Here is a 19,048-nt window from a genome sequence, read left to right on the forward strand (position 1 = left end):
CCTCGCGACTAAGTGCCCCCGGTTGGCTGTGCCTAGGGCACAGCAAACACGCCCCCCGAGGGGGCTGGGGCCGCCTTGGGAGCGGCCCGGCGGCGGCCCCTTTCGGCATAGCTGCAGCCCCGCTCGGACGGCGCTGCGCGCGTCCAAGCGACTGTGTGCCCATAGGAGCACACAGCGGGGAGGCTGCTGGTTGCGGCCCGGCAGGGGTCAGATCTTCATTTCGAGGCGGACTTGCCAGAGCGTGAAGCTGCGGCCCGTGCTTTCACCTGTGATGATCTTGGCAGGACTCAGGAAAGTGCCGTCAGCAGCGTAGCGCGCGGGCACGACAGAAACACTGCCGGTGCCATAACTCAGCGGCGCCAGGTTGGTCGCAGATACACGCACCGCCGTGCTGGCAGAGAAGTTCCACATGGCGAAGATGTCAAAGACGCGCTTCTTGTCGCTCGTGATTTCCGTCAGCGTGGTCTGCTGGATGGTGTTGGACGGGGTGTAGTTGAGCGACCCCCCCAAGGTCAGCGGCAGACTGCGCAGCCGGTAGTCCGCCCCCAGGTTGGCCGTGTAGCGCGGCTGCTGGTCCAGCTTGTTGTTGGGCCCCTGGATGCCCTCCACCTCGGAATGAAAGAGTGACAGGTTGCTGCGGATGTTCACCGGCAGCGCTGTTTCAAAATACTCATCCAGCCGGAATTTGGCCTCCAGCTCCACCCCATACGTCTGCGCCGTGCCAATGTTCCGGGGCTTGGATACCCACCGCTGCTCACTGGACCAGCTCACATCCTCCAACACCGTGACCGTGCGGATCAGGTCGTTGATGTGCCGGTAGAAGAGGTTGGCACTGATCAGCCCCCCCTTGGTCATGTACTTCTCCCAGCCCAACTCCACACCCGTGGCCATCTCCGGCTTGAGCTCCGGATTGCCCATGCGGTCCGGGTAGTTGATGGCATTGGTGCCACACGGCACGCCGTTCAGGCACGGATACTGGGAGTTGACGGAGGGCCGCGCAATCAGGTCGTTGAGTTGGGGGGACCGGTAGCTGCGCGTCAGGCTGGCCCGAATCTGCTCCCGGCTCTTTTCGTCCAGCTTGTAGACCGCATGCAGCAACGGCGTCCAGACACTGGAACTGTTGCTGACGTTGTAGTTGGTGGCCTTGCTCTCCGTCTGGATGCCTTCCCACCGTAAGCCGGCATAAAAGCCCCACTGCTTGCCCACGCTCCACTCGTCCTGCGCATACGCAGCCAGCCGGCGGGTGGACGCATCCACGTCATCCCCAAAATCCAGCAGGTAGGCGCAGCTGCTGCCGTTTTGCAGGCAGTCGCGGTTCTGGGTGCGCCCCGTGCCTTCCCCTTCCAGCCCCGCCACCAGGTTGTGCTCGCCCTCCAACTGATGGCTGTATTTGCTGTTGAAGTTCCACGAGGTGTCGCGGCTCTTGGTCTGGTCGTCCTGAGTGCGGGTGAGCGTGCTGTCTTGGAACTCGCTGCGATGGCTGTTGGTGGTCATGGTCATGCGGCCCACGCCTGCACGCACCTCCAGCCGGCTGACATCACTCAGCCGCTTGTTCCACTGCGCATTCAGCCGCGCCATCACCGAATGGTTGTCGCCCAGGGTGTCCACGTGGTTGAAGTTGTAGTGGTCCGGGCCCGATTCCACTTCCGGCGTTTGTGTCTGATCGAAATAGCTGCGACTGTGCCCACTGTTGACCACCACAAAGGGCTGTACAGCCAGCGTGTCTCCCCCCTCCAGCCGGAATTGCAGGCGGCCGGTCATGTTGAGGGATTTGCGGGTGTTGCTGGTGTGGCCCAGCGTCTGCAGCACGGTCTGCTCGCCTGTGTCCGGCACCAGCGTGACGGTGCGGCTGTTCACGTCGTCCTGCTGCCGGTTCTGCATGGCATTGACGGTGAAGTTGTAGGCACTGCCCTGGTCGTCCAGCTTGTCGTTGCGGGTCCAGCTGAGGTGCGGACGGACCTGGCCGTTCTCCGACGACAGGGCCGCACGGACCTCATTCAGCCGCCGTTGCAAGGCCTCACGCAACACCACGTTGATGGTGCCGGCCACCGCTCGTGCACCAAACTCCGCCGTGGGCGCACGCATGACTTCAATGCGCTCGATCTGGTCCGGTGGCAGTTCATCCAGCGAGAAGCCCGGTGGCATGCGCTCGCCGTTGACCAGGATCTGCGTATAGCCGCTCCCCATGCCGCGCATGCGGACCTCTCCGCCTCGGCCCGGGCGCCCGCCCGTGGTCACGCCAGGCAGACGTTTGAGAACTTCGCCGATGGTGCTGTCACCATACCGCTCGATCTCTTCACGACCAATGATGATCTTGGAAGCGGTGGAGGCGCGCCGCTGCGCATCGTCGCTGGAGCGGCCCTGCACTTCCACACGGTTCAACTGCTGAGGGTCTTCGCCGGTCCGCTGCGATGGCGGGGGCGACGGCGCCTTTGCCGGGGCCGGGGTGGGTGCGGGGCCAGGGGCCTTGGCAGGCGCAGGGGCCGGAGCGGGCGCCTGCGTGGGGGCAGCGGCAGGCGCCGGAGCAGGTGCAGGTGCAGGTGCAGGTGCAGGCGCCGTTGCAGGTGCGGGGGCTGGTGGCGGAGCCGGAGGTGACGTATCGGCGCGCAACGGGCCGGTGGGCAGGGCGGACAAGCCGATCAAAAGGCCAAGGGCCAGGGGATGCAAGGCGGGGCGGCAGGTGCGTGTCATCGGGGCAGGCAAGAGCAACGGCGATGCAACGTGGTCCGGACTTGGCGGCGGCTGGGACGCGGGACGCGGCGTACTTCGTGTCAGAGTTGAAATGAGGGCGAAGGATCGCACGGCGTACGCTGACCGCCCATGTGCCGCCCTCGGGTTTCATTGTTCTTTACATGCAGTGATGGCTCTGCGCGACGCGCCGTCTAAACGTACGCGCACGACAACTTTCACAGGCCGACCGAGAAACGAACAAGCAACATCGTGCGCCATTCGGCAAAGACCCAAGAAAAAAGCCACCGGCCTGGGAGGACGGTGGCTTTCAGGAATAGGTATCCGGACGCTGGTGACGGGTTCCAGCTTTCTGCCCTATGTCGCAGCCGGTTGTTTGTCTCGGATGCCTTGCATTGTGCCCGCCATTTATGACGGTGAATTGACGAAAAGCAGGGTTCTGATCGGTCAGTCCTCACGCCACCTCGAAGACGTCAACAGAGCGCCATCGCCTCTCAGCATGCCGGGGCTCAACCGCCTGGAACGGCCCCTGCCGGACTGGCCGCAGTCCCCCTCCACCGTCGCAGGCAACGGTCCGTCAGCGCCATGCCTGGCATTTCCACAAAGCGGTGGCAGAGATGACTCAGCGCAACGGCCACGGGTGTCATCAGCCAGATCGCCACCCAGTGTTGACTGCTGCTCAGCCCTGCTGCGGCCGGGCCAATCACCCAGCGAAAGCCGATGAACAACACCACCCCATGCAGCAGATACAGGCTGTAGGTGGGTTCGCCGAAGGTGCGTGACAACTTGGCGGACAGAACACCAAACAGGTCGTTGCCAGCGGCGATCAGCACAAAGGCCAGGGCCTGGAACGCTTGTGGCAGAGGCGACAGGGCGCGCATGTCCAGCGCGAAGCCGCCAATCAGGCTCAGCAATACGGCAACAGATCCATACCGTGATCCGGACCCTCGCTGCAGACGCGGCCAGCGCGCCGCATAAGCCGCCAGCATGCCCACCGCAAACGGCACCAGGTTGCCCAGGCTGGGGCGCCAGCACACAAAGGCGATGCAGGAGACGGCAGTGACGCCCAGTGCGCCTGGGCTGGGGCGTCTTCCCGCCAGCAACGCCAGCAGCGGCAGCGCGGCATACAGCATCCATTCATAGGGAAGGGACCAGGTCACACCCGCCACCATCATTTGGGTGCCCCTCAGTCCATTGATGTCGGACGGCCCCGGGATGGTGAACAGAAGCCAGTCCCCGATCTGGCGCAGCAAGTCAGCACCGCTCACCCGCCACTGCCCCCCGGTCTGCACCCCCACCATAACGAGCAGCAGGGCCAGCATGACCAGATAAGCCGGTGTCAGGCGGAACCATCGCCCCAGAAACAATCGGGTCCAATCGATCGGTCGCTCACGGGCCTCCAGCAGGCGTCCGTAGAACAGGAACGCGGTGATCATGAAGAAGAGCGCCACGCTGCCCTTGCCGGCATTGGTGTAGAACGCGGAATCCGAGGAGGCCCACACGCCGGTGCTGCGATAGCCTTGCCAGACGGTGGCGTGATGGAGGAAGACCCCCAGCGCCAGGTACCCGCGCAGGCCGTCAATGCTGCGGTGGCGGGCGCCGTCGGTGTGGAGCGGCCACCGGCCCGCCACGCTCTGCGAGGTCATCAAGGCCAGGCCCGCAGCGACCAACGCGGGCCAGAGGTCGGTCGGGTTCATGGTTCTCCCCCAATGAGGCGGGTGCCGGGCTTGTCGGACGCCTGTGTGGTTCGGCGCCGCCAGGATGAGCGAGCAAGGCTGGACACTACACACATTGGGGCGCTCTGTGCGCGGCCGGTCCCCCAGTTGGGTGGGCCGGGGCGCTTTACCGGCCTTGCGCCAAGCTCCATTAGAGTGTGGCGTGTTGATGCATTGACCTTGTTCCCATGAGCCGCCTCCACGAAGAGTTCCAACGTCTGTTCGCCCTCCTCCCGTTACCGTCCGGTGCGGCAGGCGTGGACGACCCTCTGCGGGTTGGCGCGGACGGCAGCGTGAGGGCCCTCGTGCTGGATATCGGCCGCCCTGCGGACGGGGCGCTGGTGGCGCCGTTGTGGCAGGCCGTGCAGCAGGACCTCGGTCTGCCGGCGCCGGCGATTGCGATTTCTGGTGGGCCCAGCTTCCAGCTCTGGTGGTCGCTGGCACAGGCCATACCGGCGAAAGAGGGGGCCGATTTTTTGGCCGCCCTGCGGCATCGCTACCTTCGAGAACTGCCGGCGGGTCGGGTGCAGCTCTTCCCCTCAGCTGCTGGGGATGAGGGCACCGGAGGCCATGGAGCGCCTTCATGGACCTCTGCCGCCCCCGTGCCCGCCCAGGTGGTGCCCGATAAGTGGTCCGCTTTCGTGGCCCCCGGGCTGGTGCCAGTGTTTGAGGAGACACCGTGGTTGGACTTCCCGCCCAATGAAGAAGGTCAGGCGGAACTGCTGCGGGGGCTGAGAAGCCTGTCAGTCGCAGAGTGGCGGGAAGCGCAACTGCGGTTGGGGATCGGTGGTGACACGGGTTCCGCTGTTACCACGGGCTCGTCTCAGACGTCGGCGGAGCCTGTGGCGCTGACCACACTTCAGGCGACCGACCCAAGCCGTCTGCAGAACCCCCGTAGCTTCTTGCTGCAGGTGATGAATGACGAGCGTGTGGCGCTAGCGCTTCGCATCGAGGCTGCCAAGGCCTTGCTGCCGTATACCGTGGAGCGTTGAGGGCGCTACGGGCAAGGCCGGGGGCTGCGTCCTCAGTGCAAACCTGCGAGCACCTCGCAGAGTTCGGTGAGATGCGCAACCCGCAGATGCGGCACTGAATCAGCACCAGGGGCCGAGGCGGATGCCGACAACGACGCGGACGCGTTGGACGCTGCCGATGCCGATGCCGATGCCGATGCCGCAGCCGCCAGGTCCTCCCGCACCATCCATACGGCCTGTGCACCGGCCGCCACGGCGCCGACCACATCCAGATGCCAGTCATCCCCCACGTGCAGCACTTCGGAGGGATGGACGCCGGCCAGGGCCGCAGCGGCATGGAAAGCCTGCTGTTCCGGCTTCGCCACACCAAGCGACGCCGCGCTGAGCGCTCCCTTGAAAAAATGACCAATGCCCGCCTTGTGGATGCAGGCGTTGCCATTCGTCAGGGCCACCAAGGGCAGGCGCTCGCTCAACTGTGTCAGGGCCTGCAGCACTTCGGGGTACAGCTCCACCCGCTGCCGCTCCTCGAAGAACACCTCAAAGGCGGGCTCGACCAAGGCGATGTCCTCCTGGCTGGCTTCCAACAACGCGCGGATGGATGCTCGGCGCAGGCCGCTCAGGTCCGTACGCAGCGCTGGAAACTGTTGCTGAGCCTGCGCCCGATAGGTCATCAATGCGGACGGGTCGCTCAACAAGGGCTGCGTGCCGGGCGCATGGGTGCGGAGCCACGTCAGCAGGGCGGCTTCAGCACGCACCAGACAGGGGCGGAAGGGCCAGAGGGTGTCGTCCAGATCGAACGAAAGGGCGCGGATACGGTTCAACTGCATGCCGCATTCTGACCAATTTTGAAAGGACGGATGACCGGCCTTCTTTCGGGGGCACCCGCGCGGGCCATTATCGGCGCCAGGCCCCGGCGCCGATAATGGCCACAACCTGGAGACCCCCGATGCAAGACCCCATTCGACCGCAGCAAATCAGCAGCTTCTGGCGCTGGCTGGTGGACCATCAGGCAGACCTGAACGCCCTGGAATCCCCTGAGCATCCGTTCTGGGATGTGCTGCTGTCCCGCCTGCAGGAACTGGATGAAGGCTTGTGGTTCGAAGTGTCGATGCCCGGGGATGACGTCCGGGAACTGGTCATTACCGCCGAGGGCGACTGGGAGTTGTTCCCTCTGGTGGAGGCCATGGTGTCGGTGGCACCGGACGTCCCCGGCTGGGACTTCGTGGCGCTGAAACCGGCCATGGGTTTCGACTTCAGCATCCGTTATGAGGGCCTGGACCTGGAGCCCCGCCAGATGTGGTTTGAGCCGCTGGTGGATGAGGATGCACCCGAGGTGCTGGGGCTGCGCATTGCCATTCCCGGATTCAACGATGATCAGGAGCAGGCCTTTGCCAATGGCTTGCTGGTGATTCTGGATACGGCACTGGGGGAGAAGTCGGCAGCGACCGATGTGGATGTGGTGGAGCTCTGCGAGCTGCCGGAAGATCCCCAGGAAGAGGGTTTCCTGCCGCTGCCGGAGTTGAGCAGCTATGTGGAGTGGCGCAGGAGCCGCACCACCCACTGAGGGCGCGGGCCGCGCGTCATGCGTGAAACCGCTCTCAGGTCAACACAGGTTTTGCGAAGCTGCACCCCGGTAGTTTCGAGATGTCTGTTGGCGGGACACGGTCGTACAGTGCCCGCATGACCATCGAGCCCAATCCCAGGACGGCCGCCGCCGCAGGCGTGTGGGCAGCCATTGGCGGCATGTCCTTCGAAACCTGGCACGCCGCGCAAACCTCCTTGACGCCGCTGACCTCCAATCTGATGTGGGGCGGTTTCATGCTGATCTTCGTGCTGTTGCCGCTGTACTTCCTCGTCATCGGCCGGCAGGCGCCTTTTGGCCGTGACTGGGTGAAGGACCCGGCGGAACGGGCGCGTTACGCGGTGAGCGTGAAGCGAATGTTGGTGTGGCTGGGTTCAGGGGCCCTGGTGGCTGTCCTGTGGACCGTGGTGAGCCGCCATCTCGCCGGCTGAGCGCCGATGTGGGGGGGCTGAGCCCGAGCGGCCCGATCGCCGTGGATGAGCTGCGCGCCCTGTCCGCCCGCAGCACCACGCTGTTGAAGGGATTGATGGGCTTCAAGTTGCCGTCAGCGCGCCCCTTCGTCATGGAGGCCACGACTTCACGCTGACCTCACAGGCCTTCTCAACAATGGGCTGACCGTCAGGGCAGGCCCACGGCTTGCCGCTGACAAAGATCAAGTGATATCCGAATGTCGATCGATACATTGATCGACATCCCGTGCCACTGCCCGGCAAACGAGAAAGGCCTTTTCATGACATCGTCCGATTCCAGCCGTCCTGCCCCTCAACCCACCGACGTGCCGGTGGAGGCCGATGCTGGCCAGCGCTTCTGGCACAAGGGGCCGCAGGACACGCTGCCGCCGCCGGACATGATGGGCCCCTACATGCGCAACCACCCGGTGACCACACCGGTGGCGGGGCGCAAGGCCTGGATCATCGGCAGCGGCATTGCCGGCATGGCGGCGGCTTTCTACATGATCCGCGACGGCCGCATGAAGGGCGAGGACATCACCATCCTCGACACCATGAGCATTGCCGGCGGCTCGCTGGATGGTGCCGGCAACCCGGAGGAGGGCTACCTCATTCGCGGCGGCCGGGAAATGAACTGGAACTACGACAACTTCTGGGACCTCTTCCAGGACGTGCAGGCGCTGGAGCTTCCGAAGGGCTACAGCGTGCTGGACGAATACCGTCTGGTGAATGACCAGGACCCCAACTGGTCCAAGGCCCGCCTGATGCACCAGCAGGGCCAGATCCGCGATTTCTCCACCCTGGGCCTGAGCCGCTCGCACCAGTTGGAAATCATCAAGCTGCTGCTCAAGCGCAAGGAAGATCTGGACGACATCACGATTGAGGACTACTTCAGCAGCAGCTTCCTGGAGACCAACTTCTGGTACTTGTGGCGCTCCATGTTTGCCTTCGAGAACTGGCAGAGCCTCTTGGAGATGAAGCTCTACATGCATCGCTTCCTCGATGCCATCGATGGTCTGACCGACATGTCGGCGCTGGTGTTCCCCAAATACAACCAGTACGACAGCTTTGTGGTGCCGCTGATGCGGCATCTGAAAGAGCAGGGGGTGCAGGTGCGATTCGGCACCCGGGCCACGGACCTGGACCTGGTGGAGGAGGGCGGGCGCCGCACGGTCACCGGCATCCATTGCAAGGTGGAGGGCCGCCCGGAGCTCATTCCGGTGGGGCCGGCGGATGTGGTGTTTGCACTCACCGGCTCCATGACGGAAGGGACGGCCTATGGCGACATGGACACCGTGCCGGTGCTGGCCCGCGGCAATGAAGAGCCCGGGGAGGACAGTGACTGGATGCTGTGGAAGAACCTGGCGAAGAAATCCCCCGTGTTTGGCAAGCCGGAGAAGTTCTACGGAAATGTGGCTGGCTCCATGTGGGAGTCCGCCACACTGACCTGCCGGCCGTCGCCGCTGGTGGATCGCCTCAAGGAGCTGTCCGTCAATGACCCGTACTCCGGCAAGACCGTGACCGGCGGCATCATCACCTTCACCGATTCCAATTGGGTGCTGAGCTTCACCTGCAACCGTCAACCGCATTTCCCGACCCAGCCCAAGGATGTGCTGGTGCTGTGGGTCTACGCCTTGTTGATGGACAAGGAGGGCAACTACGTCAAGAAACCGATGCCGCAGTGCACCGGGCGCGAGGTGCTGGCGGAGCTTTGTCATCACCTGGGCATTGCGGACCAGCTCGACGCCGTGGCCGCGCAGACCCAGGTGCGGCTGGCCCTCATGCCCTACATCACCGCGCAGTTCATGCCCCGCGCCGCCGGTGACCGGCCGCACGTGGTGCCCCAAGGCTGCACCAACCTGGCGCTGCTGGGGCAGTTTGTGGAGACCAGCAACGACATCATCTTCACCATGGAGGCGTCGGTGCGCACTGCCCGCATCGGCGTCTACACGCTGCTGGGCTTGCGCAAGCAGGTGCCGGACATCAGCCCGACCCAATACGACATTCGCAACCTGCTGAAGGGGGCGCGGGCACTCAACAACAACGAGCCATTCCCGGGTGAGCGCCTGCTGCATCGGGTGCTGGGCAAGAGCTACTTTGCCCACATCCTGCCGCCTCTGCCCGACCGGGATGAATCGCTGAAGGAGCGTGCAGAGGCCGAGCTGGTTGCCTTGCTGGGCAAGGGCAGCCAGGCGCTGGGGGTGGCGTCCGGATGGCTGGATCGATGGCGTGAGGGCCTGCAGCGGCGGGGCCGTTGAGACCCGACGCAGACGCCACCGTGCCGCCGCCCGTCCCTCGCAAGACTCGGGAGCAAAGCCGGCTGGAGACGCGCCAGCGCCTGCTGGCATCGGCCCATGCGGCGATCGTGCGGGACGGCATCGGCAGTTTGTCCCTGCGCGGCCTGTGTGACCAGGCGGGGTTTTCGCAGGGCGCCTTCTACTCCAACTTCTCCAGCCGGGACGACCTGCTGCTGGCGCTGATGCAGCGCCATGTCCAGGACGAGGTGGCGGCGTTGCGGCGGCTGGTGGAGGCGTCGGAGGGACAAGCGCTGGCGCAGATGCTGGACCACCTGGCGCTGCACCTGGCGTTATTGGCCAAAGCTTCGCACTGGTCCTTGCTGGCGGCGGAGTTGCAGTTGCATGCTCAGCGGGATGCAGCGTTCGCCGAGCTCTACAACCTGGCGAAGTTGGGCTACCACAGAGAGTTTGCTCTGCTCGTGGAAGACCTCGTGCGCCGCCATGGGCTGGCACCGGTGATGGACCCTCTGCAAATTGCAGTGGGTCTGTACGGGCTCTGGCTGGGGCTGGTGATTCAGGGAACGGTGCCTGGGGCGCAGACCCGTGACGAGATCTTGCTCGGCTTCTTTCGTGCGGTCATCGGAGCCCCCGCAGCCACCAGCGCCGGCCCGTCCGCTTGATGGGGTGCCCGGATGCAGTGCTTGGCCCGTTGGCGGGATGACAGTGGCTGAGGGGCGACGACAGCAGTTGACCGGAGGCGCTGTCGGTCAACGAGCCGAAGCCGTCTTCCGTCGGGCTTGAAGACGCTCGAAGGCCGCCAGGTCTCCGTCGTCCGCGGAATCCGCATCGAATTCGACCATCTGGCGGATGCCCTCGCAGAACTGCCGGCCTTCTGCGCCGGTCACCATGGAAGATCGCCAGTTTCCGATCGCCTCCACCTTGGTTTTGAGCTCCGCCACGGTGTGAGGCAATTGCTCGGCCTTGGCGCCCCAACGTTCAGCCAGGCGTGTTGCAATCAGCTTGCCAATGGCAGAGGGCTCCAGGCGCACTGCGTCCAGCGCAAAGCCCAGACAGGCGGCGCTTCGTTCAGGGTCCGTGGAGGGGGTGGATCCACAGGCCCTGGTGAAACCTGCGGTCGAAGGCGACAACTCCAGCGAATCCAGGTGGATGGTTTTCATCAACACCGGGAACATGGCTTCGCGAGTCGCTTCGTCTGTCTGAGCCGCACGCTTGAGCCACTGGTTTCTCAGTGGAAGGGCGTGGGTCGCGGTGGAGGCGGATGTGAGCGCGCGGAATGCATCGGCCTGGTTCTGCGAAGAGGCCGCCACCATCCACCACGCGGAGGCGTTGGACTCGTCCAACTCCGCCCAGCGCTGAGGCGTCAGCGCCGTGCAACCCGGTACACGCTGTGAGGGGCAGGCACGCAGGGCCAACCCATACACCAAGGGGTCCGACGTGGTTTGTCCGACCTGGATCAGGGTGGCGTAGTCGTCGGCGAGCATGGCGCCCGTTAAACGCCCCAAGGCGTCCGGCGCCATGCGCAGGCGCGCTGCATGTTGTTCAATCACGACCTGGGCGTGCAGCGCGGACAGGCGGTTGATGTCCACTTCACTGAGGTGAGGATCCCGCAGGAAGCCGGTTTGGCAGGCGTCAGATTCTGAGGCCTTGAGCTCATCGGCTTGACGCGATGCACCATCCACCAGCGTCCACAGGTCGAAACCACGCTGTGCATGTTCGGACGGGGCCGAAGCGGCCTCGGCAATCTGCGCCTGGACCTCGGACCTGGAGGGTTCCGCCGACCGTGTCTGGTGCCAGCCGATCACCATCCCCACCATGACACCGACGGTGACTGGAAGGATGATCTTCTTGCTGAGCGAGTCAGTGGCACGCGACACGAGTCAAAGCGCGGCGCAACGAGAGGTCGGCACGCGGGAGGGCTGCAGTGGACGCGAATTCTGAACGTCATGGGCAGCCGAGAACGTTCGCGATGGTGCCAGGCGGTAAGGATTTGCGTCCGCGACTTCGGGGATGTCGGCGACTTCAGCGGGTTTGGCGGGTTCAGCAGGTTCAGCGCACCCGGCCCTGTGGCAAGGCGCGCGAGGACCGCTCCGCCAGGTGTGCTTTACTGCTCTGGCTTGGCATAACGGGTCGCCGTCCACCGATCCGACACCCCGGTGATCTTGTGATCCTTGTAGCCCAATTCCCGCATGGCCACGCGGATCCGGCTGTCGGGCAGCGGCGCGTTGGCTCCCTTTTCATGCACCAGCCAGAGGCCTCTGCACGGCATCTGGGCATGTGCCGCCACGGCCGCCTGCAGGTCGGCGATGGTGCGCACCATGGTGACCAGCACCACCGCCGCCACCGGCTGGGTGGTGGTGGTGCCTTGCAACGCTTGTGACAGTGTTTCATCCGTCACATCGCCCAGCACAAATGCCCGCTGTGAGGCGCTGATGCCCAATTTGGCGGCCAAGGACGGGGGTGGGGTCTGAATCTTCTTCAGCCATTTGTTGGCCAGCACCTCGCCCAGGTGCAGCGAGACGGTGTCGCCCTCGGTGGATTCAAACATCAAGGCGCCGCTCTGCACCCGAGGGGCCGCCATCCCGGTGATCAGGAATCTGCGGCGCAGGGCACCGCGCAGCACCAGTTCCTGCGACTCGAGAAATGCGCGAACGAGCCGACGTTCCTCGCCCAGCTCGCAGAGGACCTGTACCTCATCGCCCATGGCCACCTCCCTGTGGATGGACCCGCTCAGGCGGCTTTTTGCCGTTCAAGGCGAGTTTGATCCAGTTTAGAAACAGATGGGGTCCGCTTTCAAGCGTTAAATCATGATCCGTTCATCGCGCATGGTGGGATCAAGGCCCGGCGCCATGCCTGGGCGAGCTTCAGCACCGGCTCAAAAACCTGATGGTGGCAGCCGTCGAGAATAGGGCGGCTGCGGGCGCTTGCCTGCGATGATGATTTTTCGGAGAAACGTGAATGCCGCTGGCTCCCTACCTTGAGACCTTTCCTCAGTTGGCAGAAGGTGTCTTTGTCCATGCCTCCGCGCAGGTCATTGGCGACGTGACGCTTGGGCCCGACAGTTCCATCTGGTGCAACACCGTGCTGCGGGGCGACGTCAACCGGATCGTGGTGGGCCGATGCAGTAACGTTCAGGACATGGCCATGGGGCATGTGTCCCACCGGCATCCCGGGAAACCCGACGGTTCGCCGCTGGTGATCGGCGACTTTGTGACCATCGGTCACTCTGCCATTCTTCATGGCTGCCAAATCGGAGATGAATGCCTGATCGGCATGGGCGCGATCATCATGGACGACGTGGTGGTTCAGCCGCAGGTGATGGTGGGCGCGGGCAGCCTGGTCTCACCGGGCAAGGTGCTGGAGACGGGGTGGCTTTACATGGGTCGGCCAGCCGTTCCGGTGCGCCGCCTGACGGAGGCGGAGGTCGCGTATTTGCGCTATTCGGCAGAACATTACGTCCGGGTGAAGGACAACCACGTGAAGTCGGCCGGCGCTCCTCAATAATGGGGCTTCCACGAATTGGAGAACGTCATGCGTCTGGGCACATGGAACCTCGCCTGTAGGATCGGAGCGGCGGCATGACGGCGGGTCTGAGCATTCAGCCGCTGTCCGAAGGGGACGTTGAGGAACTGCGGCAGTTCGAGTTCCTGAATCGGACTTTTTTTGAGTCCCGCATCAATGCCCGTCCGCCGAAGTTCTACGAGGCTGGCGGGGTGGAAGCGGCCGTGGCGGAGGCGCTGCGTGAAGTGGCGGAGGACCGGGGGTATCAATACCTGATCCGCAACGCGGCCGGTCGTCTGGTGGGCCGGATCAATCTGAGCCATGTCCGCCGCCAGCATTTCCATTCCTGCGAACTGGGCTACCGGATCGGGGAATCCGAAAACGGCAAGGGGTATGCCAGTGCGGCGGTGAAGCTGATGCTGGCCCAGGCCTTTGGGCCGCTAGGCCTCATGCGCGTGGAGGCCCGCGCGCGCGCCGACAACATGGGTTCCGTCAGGGTGCTGCAACGCAACGGCTTTACTCAGTTTGGCCGGTCCCAACGCAGCTTCGAAATCGGCGGCGAGTGGTTTGACGTGCTGTGTTTCGAGGTCCACGCCCTCAACTGACCTTCCTGACGAATTCCGACTTCAATCCCATCGCTCCGATGCCGTCGATCTTGCAGTCGATGTCGTGATCGCCGTCAGCCAGACGGATGTTCTTGACCTTGGTGCCCACCTTCACCACCGAGGAGGAGCCTTTGATCTTGAGATCCTTGATGACGGTCACGGTATCGCCGTCCTGCAGCACATTGCCGACGGCGTCGCGGATGACCCGGACTTCGTCGCCCGCAGCCTTGTCGGTTCCGGCCGCGGCGGACCATTCGTGCCCGCACTCCGGGCAGACGAGTTGCGTGCCATCTTCATAGGTGAACGCGGATTGGCACTGGGGGCAAGCGGGCAGGGCGGACATCAAACACCTCAATACATTGGAAAGAACCCTGCACGCGCCCGCGTGCGAGATCTGATGGGGCCAGGGGGCTGAAGGCCCGGGCGGCCAGTTCGAGGCTGGTGGTCAGGCCAGTCTCTGCAAGCCTGCAAGAATAACGGACAGCGATCTGCGCTGCACATCATGGGAGCTCGCCAATGACGTCAAGACGCCGCCTGATGGCGCTGCTGTTGATGGTTTCGGCCACAGGGCCCGTGTGGGCCATGAGTTGCGCCCGTCAGCCTTTGCCGGGCCGGGTGGCGGACCATGAGCACATCTTTGTGGCGCAGGTGACCTCTGCCAGGCTGGTGGCCGACAAGCAGGCCATCGAAGCCACCTTCGAGGTGGAAGAGGTGCTGAAGGGCCACCCGGAGCAACTGCAGGTCATCCGGTCCAGCTTCACGGACCACAACTATGCGACGCAGGGTGCCTTGATCGCGATGTATCAGCCGGATCTGGCGCCGGGCATGCATGTCCTGGCGTTCGCCAATGGCAAGGGCCCGGTGGTGTTTGGGGCTTGCTCCGCGACGGTGCGCCTGCAGCGGCATGACGAGAAGGTCCTGCAGGAGACTCGATCACTCATCGGTCTGCCGATGCAAGGGAAGTCGGAGGACGGTGGGCGGTGAGCTCTGGTCGGCAGCATTGCCCAAACCGCCCGGACTGCCTGTATCGCCGGCCATCTACGCCGGGCGAGTCCCTGGCGACAGCATGAGCGTTGAGACGCTCAGCGCCGTGCAGCGGCCACAGCTTGCCGCCAGCGTGTGAGCGCTTCCTGGTCGGTCCAGTCCTGCGCGGCAACACCGACCGCCACTTCGACCATCGAGCCGTCGAGGGGCCGGGTGGAGGGGCTGGTCCGTGTGCCCAAGCCAGGCATGGAAGCGATTAGAGCATCCAGACGCTACCGGTGATCCGTGCCACCAGCACGGTGATTCTCAGGCGGGAGTGATCAGGGTCAACTTAGCGACGGTGTAGCGGGCCATCACTTCACCGTCCCATAAATGAAGTCCCGACAACCGCGTAATCCGTTGAAATGGGAGGGCCCTTTTTCCCTCAGGCGGATTCTGTCCAGTGCCTGCTCGCTGGAAGACGTGACCTTGAGGCTGACATGGAGACCCATGTCCGGGCAGGCTGTCAGTTCTGGCGCTTGCCCTGAGCCGCGAAGCGCCTTGTAGGCGGCCTGGGGATCCGCCGTGCAGCTTGCAACCGCTGCATCGCGCCAGATGTCAATGTACTTCTCCAGTTTGTCCGGCCGGTCGATCCGTGCACGGACTGTCGTGTTGGGCAACTGCACGAAGGTTGACCAGTTCCGGCTCGGATGCTCGATGGAGCCTTGGTAGATGGGCCGCTCTGTCGTCGTGAAGCCGACGAGATCGAGATACGACCCGGACACGGTCGTGCCGTCTGCCACGGTCTGGATGGAAAGGCTCTTCGGTGCCTGGTCACCCTCCAGTCCGTCCAAACACAGTTGCACCAGCGTCGTGTCGGTGCGTCTCCAGGACGATGCCGACAGGTCTTGGGCGACGGTGGGTGATGCGGCCGTTAATGCAGCGATGAATGCAGCGGCCGATGTGGCGGCCGATGTGGCCGTTCGTGCGGCCGGGCGGGCAGTTTTGAATGCCGTTGCCATCGGTGAGGAGCGGGTGACAGTTCGGTTCTCCATCGGCGTGTCCAGCATGGAGGAGCTCATCACCGTCTCGGAATCCACCACCCCACCACCCTTTGCATGCTTGAACTGGGGGCACCTACGCCTACGCAGCGCAAGGCTGATCAATTGATTGAACGACCGATGCTTGTTGCGTTGTCTCTGCATGCGCTTCATACAGGGCAGCGTAGCACGGTGTCCGCAGCCTCGGCGAAGGTGCCCATCGTGGCCACGAAGGTGCTGCTTCCGATCAGCTTCCGCACCCGCTGCCACAGCTGCTTCCGCAACCCCCGTCGCCCCCACATCCGGCATCTCCGCTGCCCGTGCCGCAGTCACTTCCCCCGCTGCCGCAACTGCTGCCGCCGCTGTCGCCGTCCCGTGCCGCAGCGCGCCTCTGCAGGTGGCCGGCTTCCATGGCACCGATGAGGCCGAAACCCAGCAAGGCTGCGGGCCGCAGTTCGTCGTGGCGCCATGCGTGTGGATGGGGGTGCCCCAGGGAGTCCAGGTCGTGGTGAACGATTGTTCGGTGGCGTCGTCGGGCGTAGGCCCAGCCTTCAGGCGCGCGAAGCAACTGATCGACGCGGAACAGCAGCGGCAGGGGGCCCCTGACGGGTGACCGCTGCTCCATCCGGCAGGCCCGCACCAGGCAGCGCGCCAGCGCCTCCCTGGCATCCTCGCCGGGGGCGTGCTCGCGGTGTGGCAGCGTCTGGCCGTACCGCGCTTTCTGCCAGGCCGCGAGTCCTTCGGGGTCCAGATCCAGCCAGAGATGCCACACCAGGTCAGCCGCTCGGGATGGCAAGGCGCAGGGCAGCGGTGCGGCGGCCGCGCTGGCATCGAAGAACTGCACCAGCGCGTGGCTGGCGAGCTTCCATCCTTCCTGGCCAGGGTGCCAGTGCGGATGCTCCAGGGCGACACTCTGGAGCCAGGCCCTCTGAAGGACGTCGGGGAGAGGGGGGGGAGGGGAGGCCTGGCGGCGACGCGCAAGCCAGCGCAGCCGACCCTCATGCGCGCGAAGCTGCCGCGCCCATCGAAGCTGGCGCAAGCGCCTGCAGAACCGGGTGAAAACGCCTTGGCGTTCGGGGAGGCGGCTGTGGGTCGTCGGGGACGTGCCGCTCTTGTTGCTTGGGTTGTCTCGGATGTTTGTCTCTTCTTGTTGTTTTGGTGCTTTGGAGTATGTGTCGCGTCCATGACGGAACTGTGACAGCCGAGGTGCTTTCCCATTGGCCGTCGGGTGCTCGATGACGTCCACCAAGCCTGCGTGGCGCGGCGTGACCACTGGATGGCAGCGATCCATGTGAGCGCCGCCTTTGTCCTCACCCGGCGCGATCAAGGCGGCAGTGCATGTCCGCCACAGCAGTTTTTGGCGAGCAGCAAAAGATGGGATCATCTGCCGACGCTTGAACCACCTGAACTGCCATGTCTCTGACATTCGATCCCGAAGGCTTTGCCCAACGTCAACTCGACGCCTACAACGCGCGTGACCTCGAACGTTTCGCCGCCGAGTACACGGAAAACGTTGAGGTCTACACCCTGCCGAATCCTCAACCGACCATCGTGGGGCGGGAGGCGCTCAAGAAACACTACCGGGACAATCGCTTCAACTTGCCGGAGTTGCACGCCAAGCTGGTGAACCGGATGGTGTTCGGCAACAAGGTGATTGACCAGGAGTTGATCACCGGCATCCCGGAGGCGCCCGTGCAGGCTGCCGCCATTTACGAGGTCACAGAGCAAGGGATTTCGAAGGTCTGGTTCCTGCGGGGATAGTCGGTTCGCGCGGTCCATCATCAGACCTATGTGGTTCTGCGCTTCGCCTTGTGAATGGGATCAACAGACGATCCAGCACGAGCTCGAGGTGGCTGTGACCTGCTCTGGGGCCAAGCTTGCGCAATGTTAAAGGGCGCGCGCCAAATCGTCCGCGCTCGGGCGCTGCGCTGGATCGGGATGCAGACAGGCGTCTCGCAACGCGCTGAGTCGCGCATGGTCATCGGGAGCCAGCGGTTCTCCGTGTTCCAGCAGCTCCTCGAAGAGACAGCCTAATGCCCGGACATCCAGCCGTTTGAGACGCTTCACTTGATCGAGCGGTGCCGCGCCCAGGAAGGAGGCCGCACCGAAATCGCCGAGCAAAGTCGCACCCTTGTTGTCGTGCAGGACGTTGTGGGCATACAGGTCGCCATGCAGCAGTCCGCGCGCATGCAGGTGCTGCAGCGCGGACGCCAGCCCGGCGGCCATTCGCATCACCGCCTGAGCGGGCAATCGCTGATCGTCTGAATAGACATCTCGCGTGCAGGACAAAAGGCTCGGGGGGCCGGCGAGCGTGCGAAACGACGGGCCGATCAGTGGCATCAGCAGGCCTTGCGTCTGGTTCGGATGATCGCTCAGGCGGGCCTGGACGGAGATCAGTTGCGGATGGGCACCTGCCTGCAGACACGCGGCCAGTTCGCTGTCGGGCAGGCCGTCGCTGGTCAGCCCGCCCTTGAACAGTTTGAGCGCGACGGGAGTGCCATCGTCTTGGTGGGCGCGATAGATGTGGCCGGAGGCGCCCTCACCAAGCAACTCGTCGAGCGACAGGCGAGACCACGGAACCGCCGGGATCGGCGCCTGCGCCAGCGCCGTCGCCTCTCGCTTCAAAGTCAAGGGGTTGCCTCCGAAGGCCAGCCAGGTCAGCCTTGGCATCGTGCACAGCCACTCGGGCAGGGCGTTGAGCTGATTGGCTGAGATGCGCAGCAACTCCAGCCGCTCGCATTGCGAGAGGCTGCGCGGCAATTCCCGCAGCTGGTTGCCCGCCAGCGCGAGCTTTTGCAGGCGGGAGCATTGCCCCAGCGCCTCTGGCAGCGACTCGATCTGGTTGTCCGTGAGGATGAGCCAACGCAATCGCGGCGGCAGGGCCGCCTCAGGCACGTGACGGATGTGATTCGTCTTGAAACCAATCATCTCCAACCGCGCGCAGCGCCCCAGCACGGCGGGCAGTTCGGTGAACTGGTTGTTGGAGCAGAACAGGATGCGCAACTTGTGCAGGCGCGGGAGATCTTCCGGCAGCGTGTGCAGCGCATTGCCGCTCAGGTCCAGGATCTCCAGCGATTCCGCTAAGTCGTAGATCTCGTCGGGAAAGGCGGTCAGCCCGGCGCCGGTGAGGGTGAGGCGCTGCACGCCCTTCAGGGTGCCAGCGCGCAGTTGCTCCAGAGTGTTCAAGCGATGCGTGTTGTGTGCCGCATCCGGAGGGCAATGCGGCGGTGGAAGGGGCCCGGTCCGGGGCTCTGACGCGCCAGTGTAAGACTGTGGGGA

18 protein-coding genes are annotated in these 19,048 nt (G+C 64.4%); 9 read left to right on the forward strand and 9 right to left on the reverse strand.

Features of this window, described 5'->3' with window-relative positions; translation table 11 throughout:
* Positions 1–207 precede the first annotated feature (207 nt).
* Both OU995_RS10390 and OU995_RS10395 read right to left on the reverse strand, forming a co-directional pair.
* A complete protein-coding gene (locus OU995_RS10390; protein ID WP_267836234.1) occupies positions 208–2,373 on the reverse strand; it encodes a TonB-dependent receptor plug domain-containing protein in 2,166 nt (721 codons plus the stop codon).
* Positions 2,374–3,197: 824 nt separating this feature from the next.
* Entirely contained in the window at positions 3,198–4,385 is a 1,188-nt protein-coding gene (locus tag OU995_RS10395) for an acyltransferase family protein (protein WP_267835457.1), read from the reverse strand.
* Positions 4,386–4,591: 206 nt separating this feature from the next.
* On the opposite strand from OU995_RS10395, the gene OU995_RS10400 reads away from it, so the two are divergent.
* On the forward strand, positions 4,592–5,395 hold the full coding sequence (locus tag OU995_RS10400; protein WP_267835458.1) for a hypothetical protein: 804 nt from the start codon (positions 4,592–4,594) through the stop codon (positions 5,393–5,395).
* A gap of 32 nt (positions 5,396–5,427) precedes the next feature.
* Here OU995_RS10400 and OU995_RS10405 read toward each other — a convergent pair whose 3' ends face one another.
* Positions 5,428–6,201, reverse strand: a complete 774-nt coding sequence (locus OU995_RS10405) for an HAD-IA family hydrolase (protein WP_267835459.1) — start codon at positions 6,199–6,201, stop codon at positions 5,428–5,430.
* Between the two features lie 119 nt (positions 6,202–6,320).
* On the opposite strand from OU995_RS10405, the gene OU995_RS10410 reads away from it, so the two are divergent.
* From OU995_RS10410 to OU995_RS10425, 4 genes are all read left to right on the forward strand, one after another.
* The gene (locus OU995_RS10410) at positions 6,321–6,938 is read left to right on the forward strand and encodes a hypothetical protein (protein WP_267835460.1); all 618 of its coding nucleotides are present in this window, start codon (positions 6,321–6,323) and stop codon (positions 6,936–6,938) included.
* 116 nt (positions 6,939–7,054) lie between these two features.
* Positions 7,055–7,387 carry a hypothetical protein gene (locus OU995_RS10415; protein WP_267835461.1) on the forward strand — a complete coding sequence of 111 codons (333 nt, stop codon included), beginning with the start codon at positions 7,055–7,057 and terminating at the stop codon, positions 7,385–7,387.
* 299 nt (positions 7,388–7,686) lie between these two features.
* On the forward strand, positions 7,687–9,663 hold the full coding sequence (locus tag OU995_RS10420) for an oleate hydratase (protein ID WP_267835462.1): 1,977 nt from the start codon (positions 7,687–7,689) through the stop codon (positions 9,661–9,663).
* Positions 9,664–9,683: 20 nt separating this feature from the next.
* Positions 9,684–10,322, forward strand: coding sequence for a TetR/AcrR family transcriptional regulator (locus OU995_RS10425; RefSeq protein ID WP_267835463.1), 639 nt, complete (start codon positions 9,684–9,686; stop codon positions 10,320–10,322).
* Positions 10,323–10,409: 87 nt separating this feature from the next.
* On the opposite strand, the gene OU995_RS10430 is transcribed toward OU995_RS10425, so the two are convergent.
* Together OU995_RS10430 and OU995_RS10435 are read right to left on the reverse strand one after the other, a co-directional pair.
* Complete coding sequence (locus OU995_RS10430) at positions 10,410–11,537, reverse strand: hypothetical protein (RefSeq protein ID WP_267835464.1); 1,128 nt, start codon at positions 11,535–11,537, stop codon at positions 10,410–10,412.
* Positions 11,538–11,764: 227 nt separating this feature from the next.
* On the reverse strand, positions 11,765–12,364 hold the full coding sequence (locus OU995_RS10435) for a hypothetical protein (RefSeq protein WP_267835465.1): 600 nt from the start codon (positions 12,362–12,364) through the stop codon (positions 11,765–11,767).
* 254 nt (positions 12,365–12,618) lie between these two features.
* Here OU995_RS10435 and OU995_RS10440 point away from each other — a divergent pair, with 254 nt between their 5' ends.
* Both OU995_RS10440 and OU995_RS10445 read left to right on the forward strand, forming a co-directional pair.
* Positions 12,619–13,164 (forward strand): gamma carbonic anhydrase family protein, encoded by a 546-nt coding sequence (locus OU995_RS10440; RefSeq protein WP_267835466.1) that lies wholly within the window; start codon positions 12,619–12,621, stop codon positions 13,162–13,164.
* 74 nt (positions 13,165–13,238) lie between these two features.
* Positions 13,239–13,766 carry a GNAT family N-acetyltransferase gene (locus tag OU995_RS10445; RefSeq protein WP_267835467.1) on the forward strand — a complete coding sequence of 176 codons (528 nt, stop codon included), beginning with the start codon at positions 13,239–13,241 and terminating at the stop codon, positions 13,764–13,766.
* Here OU995_RS10445 and OU995_RS10450 read toward each other — a convergent pair.
* Entirely contained in the window at positions 13,759–14,109 is a 351-nt protein-coding gene (locus tag OU995_RS10450; RefSeq protein WP_267835468.1) for a zinc ribbon domain-containing protein YjdM, read from the reverse strand. The two genes, OU995_RS10445 and OU995_RS10450, sit on opposite strands and share 8 nt — an antisense overlap.
* A gap of 173 nt (positions 14,110–14,282) precedes the next feature.
* Between OU995_RS10450 and OU995_RS10455 the strand changes: the two genes are divergently transcribed.
* Positions 14,283–14,750: a hypothetical protein gene (locus OU995_RS10455; RefSeq protein ID WP_267835469.1), complete on the forward strand. Its 468-nt coding sequence runs from the start codon at positions 14,283–14,285 to the stop codon at positions 14,748–14,750.
* A gap of 98 nt (positions 14,751–14,848) precedes the next feature.
* Here the strand turns inward: OU995_RS10455 and OU995_RS10460 are convergent, their stop codons facing one another.
* Positions 14,849–14,998, reverse strand: coding sequence for a hypothetical protein (locus OU995_RS10460; RefSeq protein WP_267835470.1), 150 nt, complete (start codon positions 14,996–14,998; stop codon positions 14,849–14,851).
* A 105-nt stretch (positions 14,999–15,103) separates the two neighbouring features.
* The gene (locus OU995_RS10465; RefSeq protein WP_267835471.1) at positions 15,104–15,799 is read right to left on the reverse strand and encodes a hypothetical protein; all 696 of its coding nucleotides are present in this window, start codon (positions 15,797–15,799) and stop codon (positions 15,104–15,106) included.
* A gap of 1,383 nt (positions 15,800–17,182) precedes the next feature.
* On the opposite strand from OU995_RS10465, the gene OU995_RS10470 reads away from it, so the two are divergent.
* On the forward strand, positions 17,183–17,530 hold the full coding sequence (locus OU995_RS10470) for a nuclear transport factor 2 family protein (RefSeq protein WP_267835472.1): 348 nt from the start codon (positions 17,183–17,185) through the stop codon (positions 17,528–17,530).
* Between the two features lie 126 nt (positions 17,531–17,656).
* Here OU995_RS10470 and OU995_RS10475 read toward each other — a convergent pair whose 3' ends face one another.
* Complete coding sequence (locus OU995_RS10475) at positions 17,657–18,913, reverse strand: leucine-rich repeat-containing protein kinase family protein (protein WP_267835473.1); 1,257 nt, start codon at positions 18,911–18,913, stop codon at positions 17,657–17,659.
* Between the last annotated feature and the right edge of the window lie 135 nt (positions 18,914–19,048).

It is taken from the genome of Roseateles sp. SL47 (assembly GCF_026625885.1).
Taxonomy (GTDB): domain Bacteria; phylum Pseudomonadota; class Gammaproteobacteria; order Burkholderiales; family Burkholderiaceae_C; genus Roseateles.

What these genes read in the sequence shown, in the direction of transcription:
- OU995_RS10395 (WP_267835457.1), bottom strand. Translation starts at nt 4,385, where the DNA reads ATGAACCCGACCGACCTCTGGCCCGCGTTGGTCGCTGCGGGCCTGGCC.
- OU995_RS10410 (WP_267835460.1), top strand. Translation starts at nt 6,321, where the DNA reads ATGCAAGACCCCATTCGACCGCAGCAAATCAGCAGCTTCTGGCGCTGG.
- OU995_RS10405 (WP_267835459.1), bottom strand. Translation starts at nt 6,201, where the DNA reads ATGCAGTTGAACCGTATCCGCGCCCTTTCGTTCGATCTGGACGACACC.
- OU995_RS10420 (WP_267835462.1), top strand. Translation starts at nt 7,687, where the DNA reads ATGACATCGTCCGATTCCAGCCGTCCTGCCCCTCAACCCACCGACGTG.
- OU995_RS10415 (WP_267835461.1), top strand. Translation starts at nt 7,055, where the DNA reads ATGACCATCGAGCCCAATCCCAGGACGGCCGCCGCCGCAGGCGTGTGG.
- OU995_RS10465 (WP_267835471.1), bottom strand. Translation starts at nt 15,799, where the DNA reads ATGCTGGACACGCCGATGGAGAACCGAACTGTCACCCGCTCCTCACCG.
- OU995_RS10450 (WP_267835468.1), bottom strand. Translation starts at nt 14,109, where the DNA reads ATGTCCGCCCTGCCCGCTTGCCCCCAGTGCCAATCCGCGTTCACCTAT.
- OU995_RS10470 (WP_267835472.1), top strand. Translation starts at nt 17,183, where the DNA reads ATGTCTCTGACATTCGATCCCGAAGGCTTTGCCCAACGTCAACTCGAC.
- OU995_RS10455 (WP_267835469.1), top strand. Translation starts at nt 14,283, where the DNA reads ATGACGTCAAGACGCCGCCTGATGGCGCTGCTGTTGATGGTTTCGGCC.
- OU995_RS10440 (WP_267835466.1), top strand. Translation starts at nt 12,619, where the DNA reads ATGCCGCTGGCTCCCTACCTTGAGACCTTTCCTCAGTTGGCAGAAGGT.
- OU995_RS10445 (WP_267835467.1), top strand. Translation starts at nt 13,239, where the DNA reads ATGACGGCGGGTCTGAGCATTCAGCCGCTGTCCGAAGGGGACGTTGAG.
- OU995_RS10460 (WP_267835470.1), bottom strand. Translation starts at nt 14,998, where the DNA reads ATGCCTGGCTTGGGCACACGGACCAGCCCCTCCACCCGGCCCCTCGAC.
- OU995_RS10400 (WP_267835458.1), top strand. Translation starts at nt 4,592, where the DNA reads ATGAGCCGCCTCCACGAAGAGTTCCAACGTCTGTTCGCCCTCCTCCCG.
- OU995_RS10435 (WP_267835465.1), bottom strand. Translation starts at nt 12,364, where the DNA reads ATGGGCGATGAGGTACAGGTCCTCTGCGAGCTGGGCGAGGAACGTCGG.